Source organism: Serinicoccus sediminis (genome assembly GCF_004153545.1).
In the GTDB taxonomy this organism is placed as follows: domain Bacteria; phylum Actinomycetota; class Actinomycetes; order Actinomycetales; family Dermatophilaceae; genus Ornithinicoccus; species Ornithinicoccus sediminis_A.
Map to the genome: position 1 here is coordinate 191,026 of NZ_SDVA01000003.1, position 17,901 is coordinate 208,926.

Here is a 17,901-nt window from a genome sequence, read left to right on the forward strand (position 1 = left end):
GCGGTGGACTGGTGGCAAGTCGTCCTCATCCCTGTAGGTCTCGCACTGGTGCCGCTGGTGTGGAAGGACTTCGTCTCGCCGAGGGTCAACCCGGCGAAGGACACCCCGCCGAAGTCGGCCGAGCCGGTCGTCGTGGGACAACCCGTCGAGGCCGTCGACTACGCGCCGGCGCTCGTCCGGTCCCTGACCGAGCAGCTCACTGACGAACGCGCGCAGCACGACCGGTGCGACGCCCTGCTCGCCGAGCACGGGCTCGACGTGCCGCACGACTGACCCCGTCACCGCCTGCCGTCTGCAGGCGCACCAAGGCCGCTAGGGGACCCCTGGCGGCCGTTCACCCGATGTAACACCCCGAGGACCCCCACCGTGCCCTGTCGGGCCGCGCTGGGGGTCTTCTCGTGCCCCGAGGAGGGCTCATGCAACACACCTACGACAGTGCGCGCGAGGCAGCCGAGGAGCTGCTGCGCAACGCATGGAACGACGCCACGACGGCCGCCCGCGCCGAGGGGCTCACCGAGGGTCACGCTGCGGGCTACGCGGCCGGTCACGAGGTCGGGTATGCCGAGGGGTATGCCGCCGGCCGGGCCGACTGTCCCACCCCGGATCCCGACCCCGAGCAGCCGGCGCCCGAGCGGGTGCAGCTGGGCATCTACCGTGGCAACCCGCACGAGCGCCCGCTCGAGGTGCACCTCGAGGCGACGGGCGTGCTGCCCGACTTCGCGTCACTGTACGTGCAGGCGTGGGGCCGACCCGGCGGCACGATCAACGTCCAGGCGGTCGACGACTACCTGAGCCGGGGCGTCGGCGCCCTCATCACCGTGACCCTGACCGGCGGGACGATCACGCACCGGAACATCGTCGACCGCACGCCGGCGGCGATGCAGCAGCTCGACCACGTGATCGACGCCCTCAACGCGCTCGGGTCCCCCGACGTGTGGGTGAAGATCACCCTCGACCACGAGCACGACGTGAAGTCGAACCCGCGGCACCCGGCGTACTCGTGGTCCCCGACGGCCGAGGACTACATCGGGGCCTTCAACGTGTGGCATGCCGAGATCAAGCGCCGCGTCACCCGCCCGAACGTGCAGTTCGTCTACTGGTATGGGTACGCCCGCCGGGACTACATCGCGCAGATCCTCGCCGGGATCGACCGCCCCGACGCGATCATGCTCGACCCCTACGTCTTCTCCCACCACGACCCGGGGACGACCTTCGAGCAGATGGCCACCCCGCAGCTCGAGTGGCTGCGCTCGCAGCCTGCCTACGACGGGCAGCCGATCTGGTTCGCGGAGTACGCCAAGGACCTGACGCACGGCGAGGACGCCGTCGCCGAGTTCCTGACCGACCTTCGCCCGACGCTCGCCCGGCTCGGGGTCGCTGGCGCGTGCTACTTCTCCCGCACCAAGGACGGCGACATCGACGCGGACATCTTCGACGCCCGCAACCCGCGCCCGAAGGCGCTCGCCGCCTACACCGCCTCGCTCAAGGGCTGAGGCACCCCCACCCGATCCCGCGACCCCCGCACCGCTGCGGGGCGCTCGCTGCTGCCCCGAGGAGGGCTCTCATGATGTTGACGGATCTCGCGGACGCTGTGCGCCGCGCTGGCGTGCTCACGGTCGAGGAGGTGGCCGGGTGGCGCACCCGGTCGGCCGCCCCTGCTGGTGGGCCGTATGGCGGTCCCGGACTCGACTCGGTCGAGTGCCTGATCGCTCACCACACGGGCTCGTCGCCGGCGGCGACGGGTGACTACCCGACGCGCCGCACGATCCTCGAGGGCAACGGGTCGACCCCGGGGCCGCTGTCGCAGCTCGGGCTCGGTCGGTCGGGTCGCACGGTGCTCGTCTTCGCGGCGGGGATCTGCTGGCACGCCGGCCCGGTGCACGAGGACTGGCAGCGGAACCGGTCGGCGCTCGGCATCGAGGCCGAGCACTCGGGGTCGCTGTGGGAGCCCTGGCTGCCCTCGAGGTATGGCGGCTACGTGCTGCTCACGGCCGCGGCCGCGGAGCACTACGACGTGCCGACCTCGCGGGTCCGCTCGCACGCCGAGGTGTCGACGGCCGGCAAGATCGACCCGGTCTTCGACATGGCCACGTTCCGCCGGCACGTCGACGAGGCACGCGCCGGCGGGCAGGGACCGTGGGTCGCGGACATGCCGCTGCCGAGCACCCGGCTGCAGCTCGGGTCGCGTGGCGTCGACGTCGCCGCCCACCAGCGCTCGCTGGTCATGGCCGGGCACGAGCTCGTCGTCGACGGCGATTGGGGCCCGGCGACGGACACCGAGCACCGGTCGTGGCAGGAGTCGCGCGCGCTCGAGGTCGACGGCATCGCCGGCCCGAAGTCGGCGCTCGAGATCCGGGAGCAGCTGACCGAGCTCGACCTGCAGCGCTCACTGCCGGACCCGACCCCGATCCCGGCACCGGATCCGGTCGACCCGACGCCGGCGCCGGCGCCCGCCCCGGAGGAGTCGCGGCCGGTGACGGTCGCGCCGAAGTACCCCCGTGCCTACCCGAGCATGTCCCGGGTCCGCACCGACGGCTTCTGGCGTGACCTCGAGGCGGTGCTGCGCGAGGAGGGCGTGCCGATCACGTGCGGGCCTTCGCACCACCGCTCGGGGGCGTGCAGGCCGGGCAAGCACGGCCACGGGTCGACGTCGCGGCATTGGGACGGCCGCGCGATCGACGTCAGCATGGATCCGCCCTCGGGCGCCCCGGTGTCGGATCACGAGCGTGGCCACCTCGACGCGAAGACGCTGTGCCTGTCGACGCTGCTGCCCGGTCTGCCGATGGTGTGGAACCGGGGCACTGGCGACCACGTCGACCACGCGCACCTGCAGGACGTGCCGCTGACGCCGCTGTCGGTCCGTCACGTCCGCCGCACCGGTGTCCCGGTGCGCGGGGTGCTCGTCTTCGGTCAGCAGGGCGACGCCGTCACGGCGTGGCAGCGGCAGCTGCGCGCGAAGGGTCTGCCGGTGCACGTCGACGGCGACTTCGGGCCGCAGGTGTTCCTCGCGACGAAGCTCGCGCAGAAGACGTGGGGGATCACCCCCGACGGCATCGTCGGTCCCGCGTCGCTGCGCACCGCGGCGTCCGCGCCGAGCATCGACCTCGACGGGGGGACCCTGACCGGTCCCGCCCCGAAGGTCCAGGATCCCGACCCGGCACCTCGCCCGACCCCGGCGAAGCCTGCCCCCTCGACGCCGGCGCTGCCCGTGCTCGAGCAGGGCTCGCGCGGACCCGCGGTGAAGGCGCTGCAGGCCGGCGCGCTGCGGGTGTTCCCCGCCTACGCGGGCGCGATCAAGCGCTCGGGCGGCGCTGACGGCGTCTTCGGACCCGGCACGAAGGCGTGGGTGCTCGAGTTCCAGCGCCGCTCGGGTCTCACCCGCGACGGCGTCGTCGGGCCGCGCACGTGGGCCGCGCTCGGCAAGCACGGCATCCGCCCCTGATCGCCCACCCGGCGACGGGAGCCGGGCGGGGGTGCGTGACCCGCGCCCCCGCCTGCGCTCCCGGCAACCACCACCCGCACCACCCGGCAAGGAAGGAACCTCGCATGTCCACCACCCCCCACACCCCCGCCCCGGAGCCGACGACCCCGACGCAGACCGCGCACCCGTGGCGCGCGGCCGTCCGCACCTTCGTGCAGACGTGGGTCCCGTTCGTGCTGCTGATCGTCCTTGCGCTGCCCGAGGTGATGCCCCTGCTCGACGACGAGCTCGGGCAGTACCTGCCCGACCACGTCCGCGGGTGGCTGCTCGGCATCGGCACCTTCGCGGCCGCGCTCGCCGCGCTCGCAACTCGCCTCATGGCGCTGCAGTCGGTCACCCGCGTGCTCGAGCGGTTCCGTGCCCTCGGGTGGCTCGCGCCCACCCCGCCCCGGCGCTGACGCACCTCGAGCTCGTGAGCACCCGCAGAGGGCACCTCATCGCGCTCGCGGCGGGCGCGTTCACCGCGACCGGCGGCACGTGGTGCCTCGCAGCTTTCGCCTACTCGTGGTGGATCCACCCCGAGCACCGCCCCACCGTGAGAGGGGGTGAACCCATCGTGAAGACCCGTCGACTCATCGCCGGTCTGCTCATCGCCCTCGCCGGCGGTGCCGTGACCGCCGCCGCCGCCCCCGCGCAGGAGGCCGGTGCCGTCGTGCAGTGGAACGGCTGACCGCCGCACCCCCACATGACACTGAACGCGCCCCTCGCGCGCCCCTGTTCGGGGCGTGCGAGGGGCGCTTTCGTGCGTCCCGGGCTACCCTCGTTCGGATGATGAGCACACGAGGGGCACTGCTGGTCGGGGCGCTGCTGGTGGGAGGTTGCTCGTCGACGTCGACGAGCGAACCGGCTGACACCGAGGCGTCGACGTCGCCGGCCGCGGCCGCGGACGCTGCCCCGACGACGACCGAGCCGGACCTCACCACCGAGCCGGCCGAGGAGACGACCGAGGACCTCGAGACGACCGAGCCCGAGCCGTCGACCGCACCCGAGACCGAGCCGGAACCGTCCGCGCCCGAACCCGCTGCGGCGCCGGCTGACCGCGCCGCCGAGCTGCGGGCGCAGTTCCGTGAGACGCACCCCGACCTGACGACCGACCTGCCCGAAGGTGGCTCGTGCGACGACGAGGTCGAGCTCGTCGAGGGGACGGCGCTCGCGGGCTGCGCGACGTCGACGGTCGGGCTCGTGATGTTCCTCGTTCCGGCGGATCCCGCAGGGGTCGACGCGGCATGGCAGCTGGCGTCCTCGGAGCTGCTGCTCAACGCGTGCACCGGCGAGGACTACGTCGCCGGCGCGTTCACCTTCGAGGGCGCGAACGTGCTCGCCGAGACGTTCCCCGACTGCACCTTCCCCTAGGCCGCGGACAGCGCAACGACGGTGCGTCGCTTCGCCGCGTCGGGGATCCGGGTGTAGATCATCGTCGTCTCGGGCTTCGCGTGCCCGAGCAGCTGCTGCACGGTGAGCAGGTCGTGGTCGACCGCGTAGGCGCGGGTCGCGAACCGGTGCCGCAGCTGGTGGCTCGTGAGACCAGGGCCGAGCGCGGCCGAGATCAACTTCCCGACGTGCGCTGCGGTGAGGTGCTGGCCAGCGAGCACGGGGGAGGGGAACGCCCACCCGGGCGGCAGCTCGAGCAGGGCGCGCGCGAGGTCGTCGACCAGCGGCACCTGCCTGTTCCGGCGCCCCTTCCCGTGCACGCGCAGAGACCACCCCTCGAGGTCGCGGACAACGTCGCGCGAGTGGACCTGCGCGATCTCGCCACGGCGCAGACCTGCCTGCGCGCCGAGCAGGATCATGAGCCGCACCCTCGGCTCGGCGGCGAGCATGGCATCGACGATCCGGTCCTCGCCGGCCGGCCGTGGCACCCCGGGCCGTGGCCGGATGGGCGGCAGCGCGGCCGCCGGGTCCTGATGGATCCTCCCGGTCGCGTGCGCCCACCGGAAGTAGCCGGTGAGGCTCGCGCGGTAGGACCGGCGGGTCTCGGTCGACCAGTCGTGCGCTGCCAGCCACGCGATCAGCTCTGGCGTGGTGAGGCTGTGGATCCGCGCGTGGTCACGGGCGAGGCGGGTCACGTGATAGATGCGTAAATCAATGGTCGTCTTCGGTCGATCTGCCGCTCGCAACCAGGCGCGGTAGTCGCGCAGGTGAGCCTGCAACGGCTGAGACTCGACGTCATCTTCGGCGTCGCTCATCCCCTGAACGTTGCACCAAGAATCGGCAAAGTGCACCCCGAAGCGCGCCCCCCTCGCACTGCTCACAGTGACTTCCCCCGACCCGGTGTCTAGGACGCCGCGGCGAGGTCGTCGCGGCTCGGAAGGGGCATCACGACGCCTTCGGCGAGCTCCTGACCAGCGGACACCCCAAACCAGCGGGTTCGGGGTTCGAGTCCCTGTGGGCGCACCACATCGCACGGCGTCCTGGCCCAGGCCAGGGCGCCGTTCGCGTCCCCCGGGGAGGTGGGGACGATCCGCGCGGCATGCAGCCGCGCCGCCCACGAGGTCCGGACGCCGGCGGCTCCGCCCTGCCCCTGTCGCACCCGCGTGCCAGACTGACGCCGTGAGCACAGACGAGGGGAAGTCGACCGTGGCGACGATGGACTGGAAGGCCGTCGCCAAGCGGACCGTGTCCGAGTTCGTCGACGACGGGGGCCCGGACCTCGCGGCGGCGCTGACCTACTTCGCCATCCTGTCGCTGGCACCGATGGTGCTGGCCCTCTCGACGCTGCTGAGCTTCCTCGGTCAGGGCGGGGGCACCCAGCAGGTGGTGGAGGAGCTGGGCGGGCAGCTGGGGATGGAGGAGCAGACCATCACGACGGTCAACGGCTACCTCAGCTCCATGGCGGAGTCCAGCGGCAGCGGCATCATCCTGGTCGTCGGTCTGCTGGGCTCCCTGTGGTCGGCCTCCAACTACGTCAACGCGTTCAGCCGGATGATGAACAAGGTCTACGAGATCGACGAGGGGCGCCCGGTCTGGAAGCTGCGCCCCTGGCTCCTGGCCCTGACGCTGCTCCTGATCGCCGGCCTCATGCTCATCATCTTCTCCGTGACCCTGTCAGGAACCGTCTCCGAGGCCATCTTCGGGGTCATCGGGCTCTCCGGGACTTTCACGACGGTGTGGAACATCGCCAAGTGGCCGGTGATCCTGCTCATCCTCGTCACCATCGTGGGGCTGCTCTACTGGGGGACCCCGAACGTCCGCCACCCCTCCTTCCGCTGGCTGTCGCCGGGTGCCGCGCTGGCCGTGCTCACCGCGATCCTCGCCGCGGCCGGCTTCTACGTCTACCTCACCGGCTTCGGCGGGCAGGACAGCTACAACGGCACCTACGGCGCCATCGGTGGTGTCATCATCCTGCTGCTGCTCATCTACATCATCAACAACGTGCTGGTGCTCGGCGCCGAGCTGGACGCGGAGATCGAGCGGGGCCGGGAGCTCGCCGCCGGGATGGCCGCCGAGCAGGAGATCCTCCTCCCGCCGCGCGACGTCGCCGGCACGGAGAAGAAGGAGGCCAAGCAGGCCGAGGCCGTCCGCGAGGCCCGCGAGGTGCGGATGCAGGCGGCGGCCGAGCTGCGCGCCAACGGCCAGGAGACCGGGCTCGAGGGTCGCGAGACGGCGCGCCGCTGAGCGCCGCGGCCCCGGCATACCCGGGCTGGCCGACATCGGCCCGCCGACGTCCCGACGCTCGGAGCCAGCGGTTTCGGAGCACCGGGTGGGAGGCGCTACGATGGACGGCGTTGCTCGGAGGTCTCCGGGCGGCATGGTGGGCGTAGCTCAGCAGGTAGAGCATCGCGTTGTGGTCGCGAGGGTCGCGGGTTCAAACCCCGTCGCTCACCCCGAGGTAGGACGAAGGGCCCCGGCATCGTGCCGGGGCCCTTCGTCGTGCTCGTCACGCGTCCGGTGGTGCCTGAGCACGCGTCCGGTGCGTCCCCGCCGCGCGTCCGGTGGTGCCTGAGCACGCGTCCGGTGCGGCCCTACGTCGCGTCCGGTGCGCCGGGCGCGGTGGCGGTGTGCCGGGCGGCGATCTCCTTGAGGGTGTCGCTGTCCAGGCCGGGGAGCTCGCGGAAGACCGCCTCGCGGTAGTAGCGCAGCTCGGCGATGCTGTCCTTGATGTCGCCGAGCGCGCGGTGGCCGCCGGTCTTCCTCGGCGCCATGTAGTACGCCCGGGGGAACCACCGCTTGGCGAGCTCCTTGATCGACGACACGTCGACGATCCGGTAGTGCAGGTGCGCGTCCAGCTCCGGCATGTCCCGCGCGAGGAACGCCCGGTCGGTGCTCACCGTGTTGCCGCCGAGCGGCGCCTTGCGGCCGTCCGGGACGTGCTCGCGGACGTAGTCGAGCACCCGGCGCTGCGCCTCCTCCAGGGTGACCCCGGAGTCCAGCAGCGGCAGCAGGCCCGACTCGGTGTGCATCCCCCGGACGAAGTCGCCCATCTGCTCGACCGCCTCGGCAGGCGGACGGACGACGACGTCGACCCCCTCGCCCAGCACGGTCAGCTCGGAGTCGGTGACCAGGCAGGCCACCTCCACGAGCGCGTCGGCGACGAGGTCCAGGCCCGTCATCTCGCAGTCGATCCAGACGATGCGTTCTCCACTCACGGCAGTCAAGGGTATGCCCCCGGGTCCCCGGTACTCTTCGCCCCATGGTCTCCCCGCCGCGGACGCCCGCGAGCCCGCCGCCCGACACCGCAGGTCAGCGGGCTCCGCACGGCCCGGCAGGGGGTGGCGACTGGCACCAGGTCATGACCTTCCCGCCGACCTCGCCCGTGCCCGCGACACCCAACGCCACCCGGCGCCCGGTGATCCGCCGGATCCTGCTGTGGAGCGCCGTCGTGACCGTCTTCGGCCTGGCCGCGCTGGTCATGACGTTCGTCGTCACGACCGCGGTCGGTCTGCAGGCGGCGATCCTCGGGATGGTGAGCGCCTCGCTCGCCCTGGGGATCGTCATCCCCCTGTTCCTCTGGGTCGACCGGCTGGAGGCGGAGCCCGCGCGGCTGCTGTGGTTCGCCTTCCTGTGGGGGGCGCTCATCTCCACGCTCGGGGCGCTGGTGCTCAACGAGCTGGGCGTCGCCTTCTTCGCCGGGATGCACGCCGACCCCCTCGTCCTGGGCGCGGTCGTCGTGGCACCGCTCACCGAGGAGTTCTTCAAGGGCCTGGGCGTGCTGCTGATCTTCCTCGTGGCGCGACGCGAGTTCAACGGCGTCATCGACGGCATCGTGTATGCCGGGATCGTCGCCGCCGGTTTCGCCTTCGTCGAGAACATCATCTACCTGGGGCAGATGTACCTCGAGTCCGGCACCGTCGGTCTGGTCGGGATCTTCGTCATGCGCTGCCTGGTCAGCCCGTTCGCCCACCCGATGTTCACCGTCTGCATCGGTGTGGCCCTGGGCCTCGTCGCGCACCGCCGCCGGGCCAGCTCGGTCGGGGTGGTGCTGGTGGGGTTCGCCTGCGCGGTGTTCCTGCACGCCCTGTTCAACTACAGCGCGGTGGCCTCCACCCAGAACTACCTCGTGCTCTTCGCGCTGGTGCAGGTCCCGCTGTTCGTCGGCTTCCTCCTGCTGCTGCACTGGGCCCGCAACCGCGAGTCGCGGATCGTGCGGGACACGCTGACGGGCTACGGCATGGCGGGCTGGTTCACCCCGGCCGAGGTCGCGATGCTCGCCAGCCCGGCCGAGCGTCGGCGGGCCCGGCGCTGGGCGCGTGGTGTGGGTGGGCGGCAGGCCGAGCGGGCCATGGAGGCCTTCCAGGACGAGAGCGGGGAGCTGGCGATGGTGCGCAAGCACCTCGTCCACGACGGCCCGGACGCCGTGTGGCTCGCCCGCGAGCAACGGATCCTGCAGGCCGTGACAGCCCACCGGAGGGTGTTCGTGCCGCAGGCCTGAGCCTGCCTGCGACCTCAGGCGTCCCGGGCCTCGACCTTGGGCTGGCTGATCTCGACGCCGGGGACCGACAGGTCCTTGAGGGCCTTGGAGACGCCGGCCACCAGGCTGGAGGCGGCGCGCTCCTCCTCGCGGATGTCGTGGGGGGACAGGGAGTCCTCGGGGGTGTCCTGCTCGACCGACTCGACGAGGGCGTCCTCGTCGGTGATGTCGGCGTCCAGGGTGATGGTCAGGGTGTGCTTGCTCATGGCACCAGACTCCCCGATGACGTCGCCGGGGGCGACTCGGGCCTGCAGGTCACGACCGGACCCCCGGCCGCTCAGGCCGAGAAGACCGCCCACAGCACTCCGGCACCCAGGCCCAGCAGCACGCTCAGGCCGGCGGTCGCGACGGCGGTCCACCGTGACCAGGGCGCGGGCGGATCGCCGTCCTCCGGGTGCTCGGCCGTCGGGCGGGCGTAGAGCGGGGCGATCCACCGCAGGTAGTAGAAGAGGCTGGCCAGGGTGTTGAGCAGCACGAGCACGGCGAGCCACGCGTCACCGGCGTCCCAGGCGGCGGCCGTGGTGGTGAGCTTGCCGACGAAGACCGCGGTGGGCGGGGTCCCGACCAGCCCGAGCAGCGCCACGACCAGCGCCGCGGCGAGCCACGGGAAGCGCCTGCCCACCCCACGGTAGGCGGACAGCTCGCGGCGCCGCGGGAACGCGGTGGTGACGGCGAAGGCCGCCAGGTTGGTGACCGTGTAGCCGGCGAGGTAGAGCAGCAGGGACGGCAGCGCCAGGTCGCTGCGGCCCGCCACCGCGACGGGCACGAGCAGGTAGCCCACCTGGCTGACGGTGGACCAGCCGAGCAGGCGCCGCGGGTCGGTCTGGGCGTAGGCGGCGAGGTTGCCCACCGTCATGCTGGCGACGGCCAGCACGCCGACGAGCAGCGGCCACGCCAGGGTGTCGGGCAGGGCGCCCACGAGTCGGTATGCGGCCACGACCGCCCCGATCTTCGGCACCGTCGTGAGGAACGCCGCGACGGCGCCGCCGGCGCCCTGCGCGGCGTCGGGGACCCAGAAGTGCGCAGGGACGCCACCGGCCTTGAACAGCAACCCGCCCAGGACCCCCACGACACCGGCGGCGACCACCGCACGAGGCGCGGCGGCGAGCGGGTCGGCCAGCCCGACGTACGACGTCGTGCCGGACACGCCGTAGAGCAGCGTGACCCCGGCCAGCAGCAGGATGCCGAAAAGGGCACCGAGCAGGTAGGTCTTCATCGCCGCCTCGGCCGCCACGGCGGTCCCGCTGATCCCGATGAGGCCGTAGAGGGGGACGCTGGTCAGCAGGAACCCGACAGCGACGACGAGCAGGTCGTCGGCGCCGGCGAGGACCAGCGTGCCGGTCGTGGACAGGAGCAGCAGCGCGTAGGTCTCGCTCTCCCGCGGGCTGCCGTCGATCTCGTCCGCCGCCAGCGCCAGCACCACCAGGGCGCCCAGGGTGGCGACCAGGCGGGCCACCCCGGTGGTCGGGTCCACGGTGAAGCTGCCCTCCATGGCCACCGCCGTCGGGCCGGCCAGGGCGACGGCGGCCATCGCAGCGGCGAGCACCAGGGCGGCCGCGGCGACGACCCGGGTGACCCACTGCCGCGTGCGGGGCAGGAACGACCCACCGAGCAGGGCGGCGAGGGCGCCGAGGAAGAGCACGATCTCCGGCAGGAGCAGGGCCGGTCGCATCGCCATGGAGTCCACCTCCGCCTACCTCCCGACGAGCTGCACGACGACCTCCGCGGCGGGCTCGACCACTCCGAGCAGCGGGCGGGGCAGCACCCCGATGAGCAGCGAGAGGCCGAGCAGCGGCGCGACCGCCCAGAGCTCGGCGGCACGCAGGTCGCCGAAGCCCCGCGAGGCGCCACGGGTGGGTCCGGTGAAGAGACGCTGCAGCGCCCGCAGGAACAGCGCCGCGGTGATGAGGATGCCGACCAGCGCGACCGCCGTCACCGGGGCGACAGCGATGCTGCCGGCGAAGATCTGGAACTCGGCGATGAAGCCGGACAGGCCGGGCAGCCCGAGCGAGGCGAACGCACCGACGGCGAAGAGCGTGGCCAGGCGCGGTGCGGTGCCGGCCAGCCCGCCGAAGGAGCCCAGGTCGTAGGTGCCTGCGCGGTCCCAGACCACCCCCGCCATGAGGAACAGGGCGGCGGTGACGATGCCGTGGCTCACCATCTGGGTCACGGCGCCGGTGACCGCCACCGACCGCGCCTGCTCGCTGCCCTCGGCGACGATCCCGGCGGCACCGACGGCCAGGACGACATACCCCATGTGGTTGACCGAGGTGTAGGCGATCATCCGCTTGAGGTCGGTCTGGGCGAGCGCGACGAGCGCGCCGTAGACGACCGAGACGACGCCGACCACGACGACCACCCAGGCCCAGGCGCGCCAGGCCTCGGGGAGCATCGGCATCGCGATCCGGACGAAGCCGTAGGTGCCCATCTTGAGCAGCACACCGGCCAGGACGGCCGACCCGACCGCGGGGGCGTCGGTGTGCGCGGGGGGCAGCCAGGTGTGGAACGGCACCGTCGGCGTCTTGACCGCCAGCCCCAGCAGGATGGCCGCGAGCACCAGGCCACCGGCCGTGGGCGACCCGTCGAGCGGGGTCTGCCGGGCCAGCTCCACCATGTCGAAGGTGTGCGGCTCGGCCGCGACGTAGAGACCGATGAAGCCGGCGAGCAGGGCCAGCGAGCCCAGGAAGGTGTAGAGGAAGAACTTCAGCGCCGACCGGCCCCGGTCCCCGTGGCCCCACCCGGCGATGACGAAGTACATCCCGACGATGGACAGGTCGAAGAAGAGGAAGAACAGGATGAGGTCGGCGGCGGCGAACAGCCCCAGGCTGACGCTCTGCAGGAAGAGGAAGAGCGCCGCCCGGGTCCGGGGCCGGTCCTCGTCGCGGAGGGCGAAGACGGCACAGGCCAGGAACACCACCGTCGTCATCGCCATGAGCGGCAGCGACAGCCCGTCGACCCCCACGTGGTAGCTGCTGTCGACCCCCGGGATCCACGGCACCTGCTCCTCGAAGGCCAGCCGGCCCGGCCCCGGTGGCTCGTAGGCCAGCCACAGGGCGGCCACGAGGGCCAGGTCGACGGCCGTGACCACGACCCAGACCCACCGCGCGGCACCGTCACCCAGCCGCGGGACCGCGACCAGGGCCACCGCGGCGAGCAGGGGCAGGACGATGATCAGACTGAGCACGGTCACCTCACCGAGAGCAGGAGCAGGACGCCGACCGCGAGGACCGCGACGGCCTGGACGTAGTAGTGGTGCAGCTGTCCGCTCTGGGGACGCCGCGCCACCTGACCGAGCCGGCGGACGCGGGCGGCGAGTCCCTCGACCGCGCCGTCGACCCCTCGCTCGTCGGCCCGGGCGGCGACCCGGGCGAGCCGCGCGGTCGCGCGGGAGCCGGACCCGACGGCGCCGTCGAGCACCCGGTCGTCGAACGTCGCCGCCCTGCGTGCCACGCCGACGGCACCGGCCGCGGCCGCCCCCACGGCACGGTCCAGCACCCGGTCGTCGAAGGACGCCAGGGCCCGGGCCAGCGCCAGCGTGGGGCCGACGACCACGGCCCGGACGGCCGTCTCCAGACCCAGCCAGTGCCGAACCCACCCGGGACGGGGAGCGGGACGCCACCGGACGAGCGCGAGCACCGCGAGGGCGAGGGCCGCCGACACCCCCATCTCCGCCAGACCGGGGTGCCCGGGCTGCTCCAAGAGGGACCGGGCGAGGACGTCACCCACCGGGGGCAGCGCGAGCAGGCCCAGGGTCAGCGCCCCGAGAGCGAGCGGCAGCAGCGGCAGGGTCTCCAGCCGGCCGACGTGCCGGGTGCCCTCCTGCTCCTCGTCCAGATGCTGGACCACCCGTGCACGGTCCGCCGCGGGCACCCGTGCCCAGACGGTGAGCAGGATCCGGCCCGAGTAGGCGGCGGACAGGGCTGCCGCGGCCAGGCCCACGGCATACAGCCACGGCGACCGGGCCAGCGCCACGGCCAGCACCGCGTCCTTGGTCGCCCACAGGGCCAGGGGAGCCACGCCCGCGAGGGAGAGGGCCCCCACGGCGCTCGCCACGCCCACCAGCGGCCAGCGCCGGGCGGCCCCGCGCAGCCCGGTCAGCTGCTTGGTGCCCAGGGCGCTCAGCCAGGCCCCGGCGGCGAGGAAGAGCAGCGCCTTGGTCGAGGCGTGCGCCACGAGGTGCGCCGCCCCACCGCCGACGGCGCCCAGCCCCGCGCCCATGACGACGAAGCCCAGCTGGGCCGCGGTGGAGGCCGCCAGGAGCTGCTTGAGGTCCTGCTGGGCCAGCGCCACGGCGCCCAGCAGCAGCGCGGTCGTGGCTCCGACCCAGGCGGCGGTCGGACCGGCCCACCCCGTGGCGGCGAGCAGCGGCTCGGTGCGCAACAGCAGGTAGCCGCCCATGGCCACCATGGCGGCCGAGTGCAGCAGCGCGCTGACCGGGCTGGGGCCCTCCATCGCCCGGGACAGCCAGAACGAGAACGGCAGCTGGGCGGCCTTGCCGAGGGCGGCGACGAGCACCCCGGCCGCCAGCACGTGCCGCCACCCCTCGCTCGCGGCGGGCAGGTCGGCCAGCGCCAGTCCACCGCCCCCGGCGAGGGCCGCCCCGGCGGCCAGGTAGAGGCCGACGTCCGCGGCCCGGGTCACGAGGAACGCCGTCGTGCCGGCGGAGACCCGGTGCTGCTCGCGCCACCAGAAGCCGATGAGCGCGAACGACGTGGCGCCCATGACCTCCCAGGCCAGGAGGAGGCCCGGCAGGGTCTGCGCGGTGGCGGTCAGCAGGGCGCCCGAGGCGAACAGCAGCATGAGCCCGTAGAAGCGCGCCCGCGACTGCCCGATCTCGCCGGCCGAGAAGACCAGCACGAGCAGGGTGACGACCGCGACGGTCGGGACGACCAGCGCCGACAGGGCGTCGACGCCGAGGGCGAGGTCGGTGCCGGCCATGAACGGCACCGACACCTGCGGCCCGCTGATCGCCACGAGGAGAGCCAGGACGGCGGTCAGCGCCGCGGTGATCAGGGAGACGGGCACGGCGACCCGCTCCGGGCGCATGACGACCAGGAGCGCTCCGACGAGCGCGGGGAGCAGGACGAGGAGCCACAGGGCGGTCTGGGCGCTGCCGTGGCTCATCGGGACAGGTCCGTCGCCATGTCGGTCATGTCGGTCTGCCGGGCCCGGTGCAGCAGCACGGCGACGGCGAACCCCATGGCCATCTCCAGGGTCATGGCGGCGATGACGACCATGAGCAGGACCTGCCCGGTGGGGCCGGGGGCCAGGAACCACCAGCACGCGGCCGCCGCCAGGATCACGGCGTTGATCATCAGCTCCAGGCCCATCATGACCATGACCACCACCTGCTGGGAGATCGCGCCGTAGAGCCCGACGGAGAAGATCGCCGCGCTGATGAGCAGCGCCGCCTCGAGGGTCATCGGCCCACTCCTCCGGGCTGCGGGTCGTCCGGGGGGCGCTGCCGCAGGTCGTCGCCGAACCGGTCGTAGCGCGTGCGCGGCGCGGCCAGCACCACCCCGGCCACGATGGTGGCCACCATGACCGGGCTGATGACGGCCATGACGAGCATCTGCGGGCCCATGAGGGCCTCGCCGAGGGCTTCCGTGACCTCGGGTGGGGGGCTGCCCCGGCGGGCGGGCCAGTCCACGACGAGGATGCCGGCCGCCAGGAGGAGGAAGGTGAGGACCGCGGTCGCCACGGCGGTCCGGTTGCTGTGGACCATGCTCATCGGCATGAGGGCCGGGTTCATCCCCATGAACATCACCATGTAGACGGCCATGACCGCCATCTCCATGACCATCATGAGGATGACGACCACCCCGACGTAGCTCTGCTGCAGGAAGAGCACCTGCACACCGACCGCGACGAAGGACACGGCGAGGGCGTAGGTGGCGCGGGCCATCGAGTCCACGACGAAGACGGCGGCGCCGCTGAGGACCGCCACGACCCCGAGCGCCACGAAGGCGATGTCGACGAGCACGGTCAGGACCTCCATACCGTGACGACGGCGACGAGCAGGTCCTGCACCAGCGCCGCGGGGAGCAGCACGAGCCAGCCGATCTCCATGAACAGGTCGGGGCGCAGGGCGGGGAGCCGCCGACGCGCCCAGACCAGCAGCGCCAGCACGGCCAGGGTCTTGACCAGCGTCCAGGCCCAGTCGGGGAGCAGCGGCCCAGCCCCGCCGCCGAGGAACATCGGCACGGCGAAGGCCGCGCCGGCCGCGAGCAGGGCGTACCGCCCCGTCTCGAGCACCAGGCGGTCCACCCCCGACAGCTCGGCCCGCACGCCACCGGCGACGTCGGTGCCCAGCGCCGGGGCGAACGGGCCCCACACCGAGAAGCCCGCCACGCCCAGCAGGTAGACGAGGAACGCGACCGGCATCCAGGCCGCGAACCACAGCCCGTCCTGGGCGGCGGCGACGGCGCCCACGTTCAGGCTGCCCGCGGCGATCGCCGGGGCGACGAGGGCGAACATCAGCGGCAGCTCGTAGCCCAGGCCGTGGGCCAGGAACCGGTAGCCGCCGACCAGCGCGTGCGCCGAGTTGGCGCCCCAGCCGACCAGCCACACCAGGGCCCAGACCATGACGTCCATGGCGTTGAACCACACGACGCCCACGGCCAGGTCGGCGACCGTCCACCGCCCCAGCGGCACCACGGCGAGCATGAGGGCCGCCGCGACGAGCAGCCCCGCCCCGCCGGTGCGCCAGAGCAGGGTGTCGGCCTGCACGGTGGTGCGGCGACGCTGCCGCAGCAGCCGGGACGCCTCACCCAGGGGCCGGCCGGCTGCGCCCAGGGCACCACCCGCTGATGCGGAGCGCGCGGACAGCACCCCGTCGAGGGCGGCTGCGGCCAGGGCCAGGGCTCCGAGCACGGCGACCACGGCGACCGCCCAGGCGGGCGCCACGGTGACGACCGCCGGGCCTGCGGCTGCAGGGAGCGAGGTCAGGAGCGGCTCACCCACGGGTCGCCTCCGGGCGCGGTGCCGGTGCGGCGCTCAGCCCGCCGAGGTCGAGACCGGCCAGCACCAGCCGCGCGGCCGCGAGGTCGAGACCGACGACCGGGTCCGCCAGGGCGTCGACCGGCACGGCCTGGCGACCTCCGGGCGGCGCCGGCTCGTCGACGTCGTCCAGCAGGTGCAGCAGCCGGTCGTAGGCGTCGCCCCCGGCATCCTCCGGGAGCCCGAGACGGCGGACGTCGTCGGCGGTCAGCGGCCCCAGCCCTCGCAACGACCAGCGCAGCATCCGGGAGCGGCGCACCCGTCGCCGCAGCCGCGCCAGCCCGGGGGAGGCCGTCGGGTGGTCGGCGGTGGTCGGGCGGGCGTCGCCGGTCGCCGGCGCGTCGCGGACGCGCCGTGCGCGCTCCGCGGCGTCGTCCCAGCCGGCGAGCGCCAGCACGGACACCACCCGGTCCAGCGCCCGCGTCCGCGGGTCGGCCGCGTCCCCGTCCTCGTGCTCCGCACCGAGGAGCTCCGCGCGGGCGCCGGTGAGGACGTCACCCTGGAGGGAGCAGTGCAGCACCAGACCTGCCGGCCAGTGCGGCAGCACGGGGCCGAGCCGGACCGCCAGGACGTCCATCTCCAGCCCGTCCCGGTCATCGCCACCCTCGGCGAGTGGGATGCCCCCGGGGGACATCTCCATGTCGTGTCCGCCGTGGTCATCGGAGCTGTCGTGGTCGCCGTGGTGCTCGGAGCCTGCGTGGCCGTCGTGGCCGTCGTGGTCCTCGGGACCGTCGTGGCCGCCGTGGTCCTGCGCCCCGTGGCGCGCGCGTGGGTCGCGCCGGTGGTGGTCGTCGTCGAGCAGCCCCGCGCAGGCGCCGGCGAGGGCGTCCGGCAGGTCCCTGCGGTCGAGCACGTCCACCCGCACCCGGGGGCCCGGCAGCTGCTCCCACACGAGGTCCACCGCCGCGGCGAGCCGCGGACCAGGCGGCCCGCAGACGAGCAGGACGTCCGCGTCCGCCGGCGACCACGCGAGCCGCCACCCCCGCTCGAGCACCGCCCGCTCGGTCGCCATGCGGAGCCCGTCCCACCCGGGCACCTCGACGACGAGGACGTGCGCGTGCCGGGCCGCCGACCGGGCCAGGACCTCCCTCAGACCCACCGGAACGCCCCCTCGCGCCAGGCCCAGACGACCGCGACGAGCAGGGCCCCGAGGAAGAGGAACATCTCGACCACGGCGGACCACCCGACCTGGGCCACGACGACCGCCCAGGGGTACATGAACAGCATCTCGACGTCGAAGGCGAGGAAGACCAGCGACGCGAGGTACCACCGCACGTGGTAGCGGGACAGGGCGTGCTGCTGGGGGACCCAGCCGGACTCGAACGGCAGCGTGTGCAGCGGGTCGGCGACCACCGCGGTGGCCCGGTGCAGCGCATACATGCCGAGGATGCTCAGGACGGCGACGACGGCCACCAGGGCCACACCGGCATACATGGGGCTCCTTCCGGTCGCGACGACCGGCCCATGGTGGCAGCAACGTCCGCCCGGCGCAGCCCCACCGGCCCCACCCGTC

The 17,901-nt window shown here is 73.5% G+C and carries 19 protein-coding genes and 1 tRNA gene; 9 read left to right on the plus strand and 11 right to left on the minus strand.

The window, feature by feature from the left end:
* The first annotated feature begins 3 nt into the window (after positions 1–3).
* The 6 genes from EUS26_RS04660 to EUS26_RS04685 all read left to right on the plus strand — a co-directional run bounded on the left by EUS26_RS04660 (position 4) and on the right by EUS26_RS04685 (position 4,834).
* Positions 4–273 (plus strand): hypothetical protein, encoded by a 270-nt coding sequence (locus EUS26_RS04660; RefSeq protein ID WP_130012014.1) that lies wholly within the window; start codon positions 4–6, stop codon positions 271–273.
* A gap of 143 nt (positions 274–416) precedes the next feature.
* Positions 417–1,493 (plus strand): FliH/SctL family protein, encoded by a 1,077-nt coding sequence (locus tag EUS26_RS04665; protein ID WP_130012015.1) that lies wholly within the window; start codon positions 417–419, stop codon positions 1,491–1,493.
* Between the two features lie 71 nt (positions 1,494–1,564).
* Positions 1,565–3,442: a peptidoglycan recognition protein family protein gene (locus EUS26_RS04670; RefSeq protein WP_130012016.1), complete on the plus strand. Its 1,878-nt coding sequence runs from the start codon at positions 1,565–1,567 to the stop codon at positions 3,440–3,442.
* A 104-nt stretch (positions 3,443–3,546) separates the two neighbouring features.
* Positions 3,547–3,879, plus strand: a complete 333-nt coding sequence (locus EUS26_RS04675) for a hypothetical protein (protein ID WP_130012017.1) — start codon at positions 3,547–3,549, stop codon at positions 3,877–3,879.
* Between the two features lie 14 nt (positions 3,880–3,893).
* A complete protein-coding gene (locus tag EUS26_RS04680) occupies positions 3,894–4,151 on the plus strand; it encodes a hypothetical protein (protein ID WP_130012018.1) in 258 nt (85 codons plus the stop codon).
* Positions 4,152–4,249: 98 nt separating this feature from the next.
* Complete coding sequence (locus EUS26_RS04685; RefSeq protein WP_130012019.1) at positions 4,250–4,834, plus strand: hypothetical protein; 585 nt, start codon at positions 4,250–4,252, stop codon at positions 4,832–4,834.
* On the opposite strand, the gene EUS26_RS04690 is transcribed toward EUS26_RS04685, so the two are convergent.
* Positions 4,831–5,667, minus strand: a complete 837-nt coding sequence (locus EUS26_RS04690; RefSeq protein ID WP_130012020.1) for a tyrosine-type recombinase/integrase — start codon at positions 5,665–5,667, stop codon at positions 4,831–4,833. The genes EUS26_RS04685 and EUS26_RS04690 overlap by 4 nt on opposite strands.
* A gap of 364 nt (positions 5,668–6,031) precedes the next feature.
* Here EUS26_RS04690 and EUS26_RS04695 point away from each other — a divergent pair, with 364 nt between their 5' ends.
* Together EUS26_RS04695 and EUS26_RS04700 are read left to right on the plus strand one after the other, a co-directional pair.
* A complete protein-coding gene (locus EUS26_RS04695; RefSeq protein ID WP_238148803.1) occupies positions 6,032–7,096 on the plus strand; it encodes a YihY/virulence factor BrkB family protein in 1,065 nt (354 codons plus the stop codon).
* 136 nt (positions 7,097–7,232) lie between these two features.
* Positions 7,233–7,305, plus strand: a tRNA-His gene (locus EUS26_RS04700).
* Positions 7,306–7,443: 138 nt separating this feature from the next.
* Here EUS26_RS04700 and orn read toward each other — a convergent pair.
* Entirely contained in the window at positions 7,444–8,067 is a 624-nt protein-coding gene (gene orn / locus EUS26_RS04705) for an oligoribonuclease (protein WP_130012021.1), read from the minus strand.
* Positions 8,068–8,111: 44 nt separating this feature from the next.
* On the opposite strand from orn, the gene EUS26_RS04710 reads away from it, so the two are divergent.
* Positions 8,112–9,350 carry a PrsW family intramembrane metalloprotease gene (locus EUS26_RS04710; RefSeq protein WP_130012022.1) on the plus strand — a complete coding sequence of 413 codons (1,239 nt, stop codon included), beginning with the start codon at positions 8,112–8,114 and terminating at the stop codon, positions 9,348–9,350.
* 14 nt (positions 9,351–9,364) lie between these two features.
* Here EUS26_RS04710 and EUS26_RS04715 read toward each other — a convergent pair whose 3' ends face one another.
* From EUS26_RS04715 to EUS26_RS04755, 9 genes are all read right to left on the minus strand, one after another.
* Complete coding sequence (locus EUS26_RS04715) at positions 9,365–9,595, minus strand: hypothetical protein (protein ID WP_130012023.1); 231 nt, start codon at positions 9,593–9,595, stop codon at positions 9,365–9,367.
* Between the two features lie 71 nt (positions 9,596–9,666).
* Positions 9,667–11,067, minus strand: coding sequence for an NADH-quinone oxidoreductase subunit N (locus EUS26_RS04720; protein ID WP_202865051.1), 1,401 nt, complete (start codon positions 11,065–11,067; stop codon positions 9,667–9,669).
* Between the two features lie 15 nt (positions 11,068–11,082).
* Positions 11,083–12,579 carry a complex I subunit 4 family protein gene (locus EUS26_RS04725; protein ID WP_238148804.1) on the minus strand — a complete coding sequence of 499 codons (1,497 nt, stop codon included), beginning with the start codon at positions 12,577–12,579 and terminating at the stop codon, positions 11,083–11,085.
* Positions 12,576–14,513 carry a proton-conducting transporter transmembrane domain-containing protein gene (locus EUS26_RS04730; RefSeq protein WP_130012025.1) on the minus strand — a complete coding sequence of 646 codons (1,938 nt, stop codon included), beginning with the start codon at positions 14,511–14,513 and terminating at the stop codon, positions 12,576–12,578. Before EUS26_RS04730 ends, EUS26_RS04725 begins: the two co-directional genes overlap by 4 nt.
* Positions 14,510–14,812, minus strand: a complete 303-nt coding sequence (locus tag EUS26_RS04735) for an NADH-quinone oxidoreductase subunit NuoK (protein ID WP_130012026.1) — start codon at positions 14,810–14,812, stop codon at positions 14,510–14,512. Before EUS26_RS04735 ends, EUS26_RS04730 begins: the two co-directional genes overlap by 4 nt.
* Positions 14,809–15,387 carry an NADH-quinone oxidoreductase subunit J gene (locus EUS26_RS04740; protein ID WP_238148805.1) on the minus strand — a complete coding sequence of 193 codons (579 nt, stop codon included), beginning with the start codon at positions 15,385–15,387 and terminating at the stop codon, positions 14,809–14,811. The genes EUS26_RS04735 and EUS26_RS04740 overlap by 4 nt, the downstream gene beginning before the upstream one ends.
* Positions 15,375–16,352, minus strand: a complete 978-nt coding sequence (locus tag EUS26_RS04745) for an NADH-quinone oxidoreductase subunit H (protein ID WP_238148806.1) — start codon at positions 16,350–16,352, stop codon at positions 15,375–15,377. Before EUS26_RS04745 ends, EUS26_RS04740 begins: the two co-directional genes overlap by 13 nt.
* Positions 16,345–17,487, minus strand: a complete 1,143-nt coding sequence (locus EUS26_RS17285) for a hypothetical protein (protein ID WP_130012027.1) — start codon at positions 17,485–17,487, stop codon at positions 16,345–16,347. Before EUS26_RS17285 ends, EUS26_RS04745 begins: the two co-directional genes overlap by 8 nt.
* The gene (locus EUS26_RS04755) at positions 17,478–17,822 is read right to left on the minus strand and encodes an NADH-quinone oxidoreductase subunit A (protein WP_130012028.1); all 345 of its coding nucleotides are present in this window, start codon (positions 17,820–17,822) and stop codon (positions 17,478–17,480) included. Before EUS26_RS04755 ends, EUS26_RS17285 begins: the two co-directional genes overlap by 10 nt.
* Between the last annotated feature and the right edge of the window lie 79 nt (positions 17,823–17,901).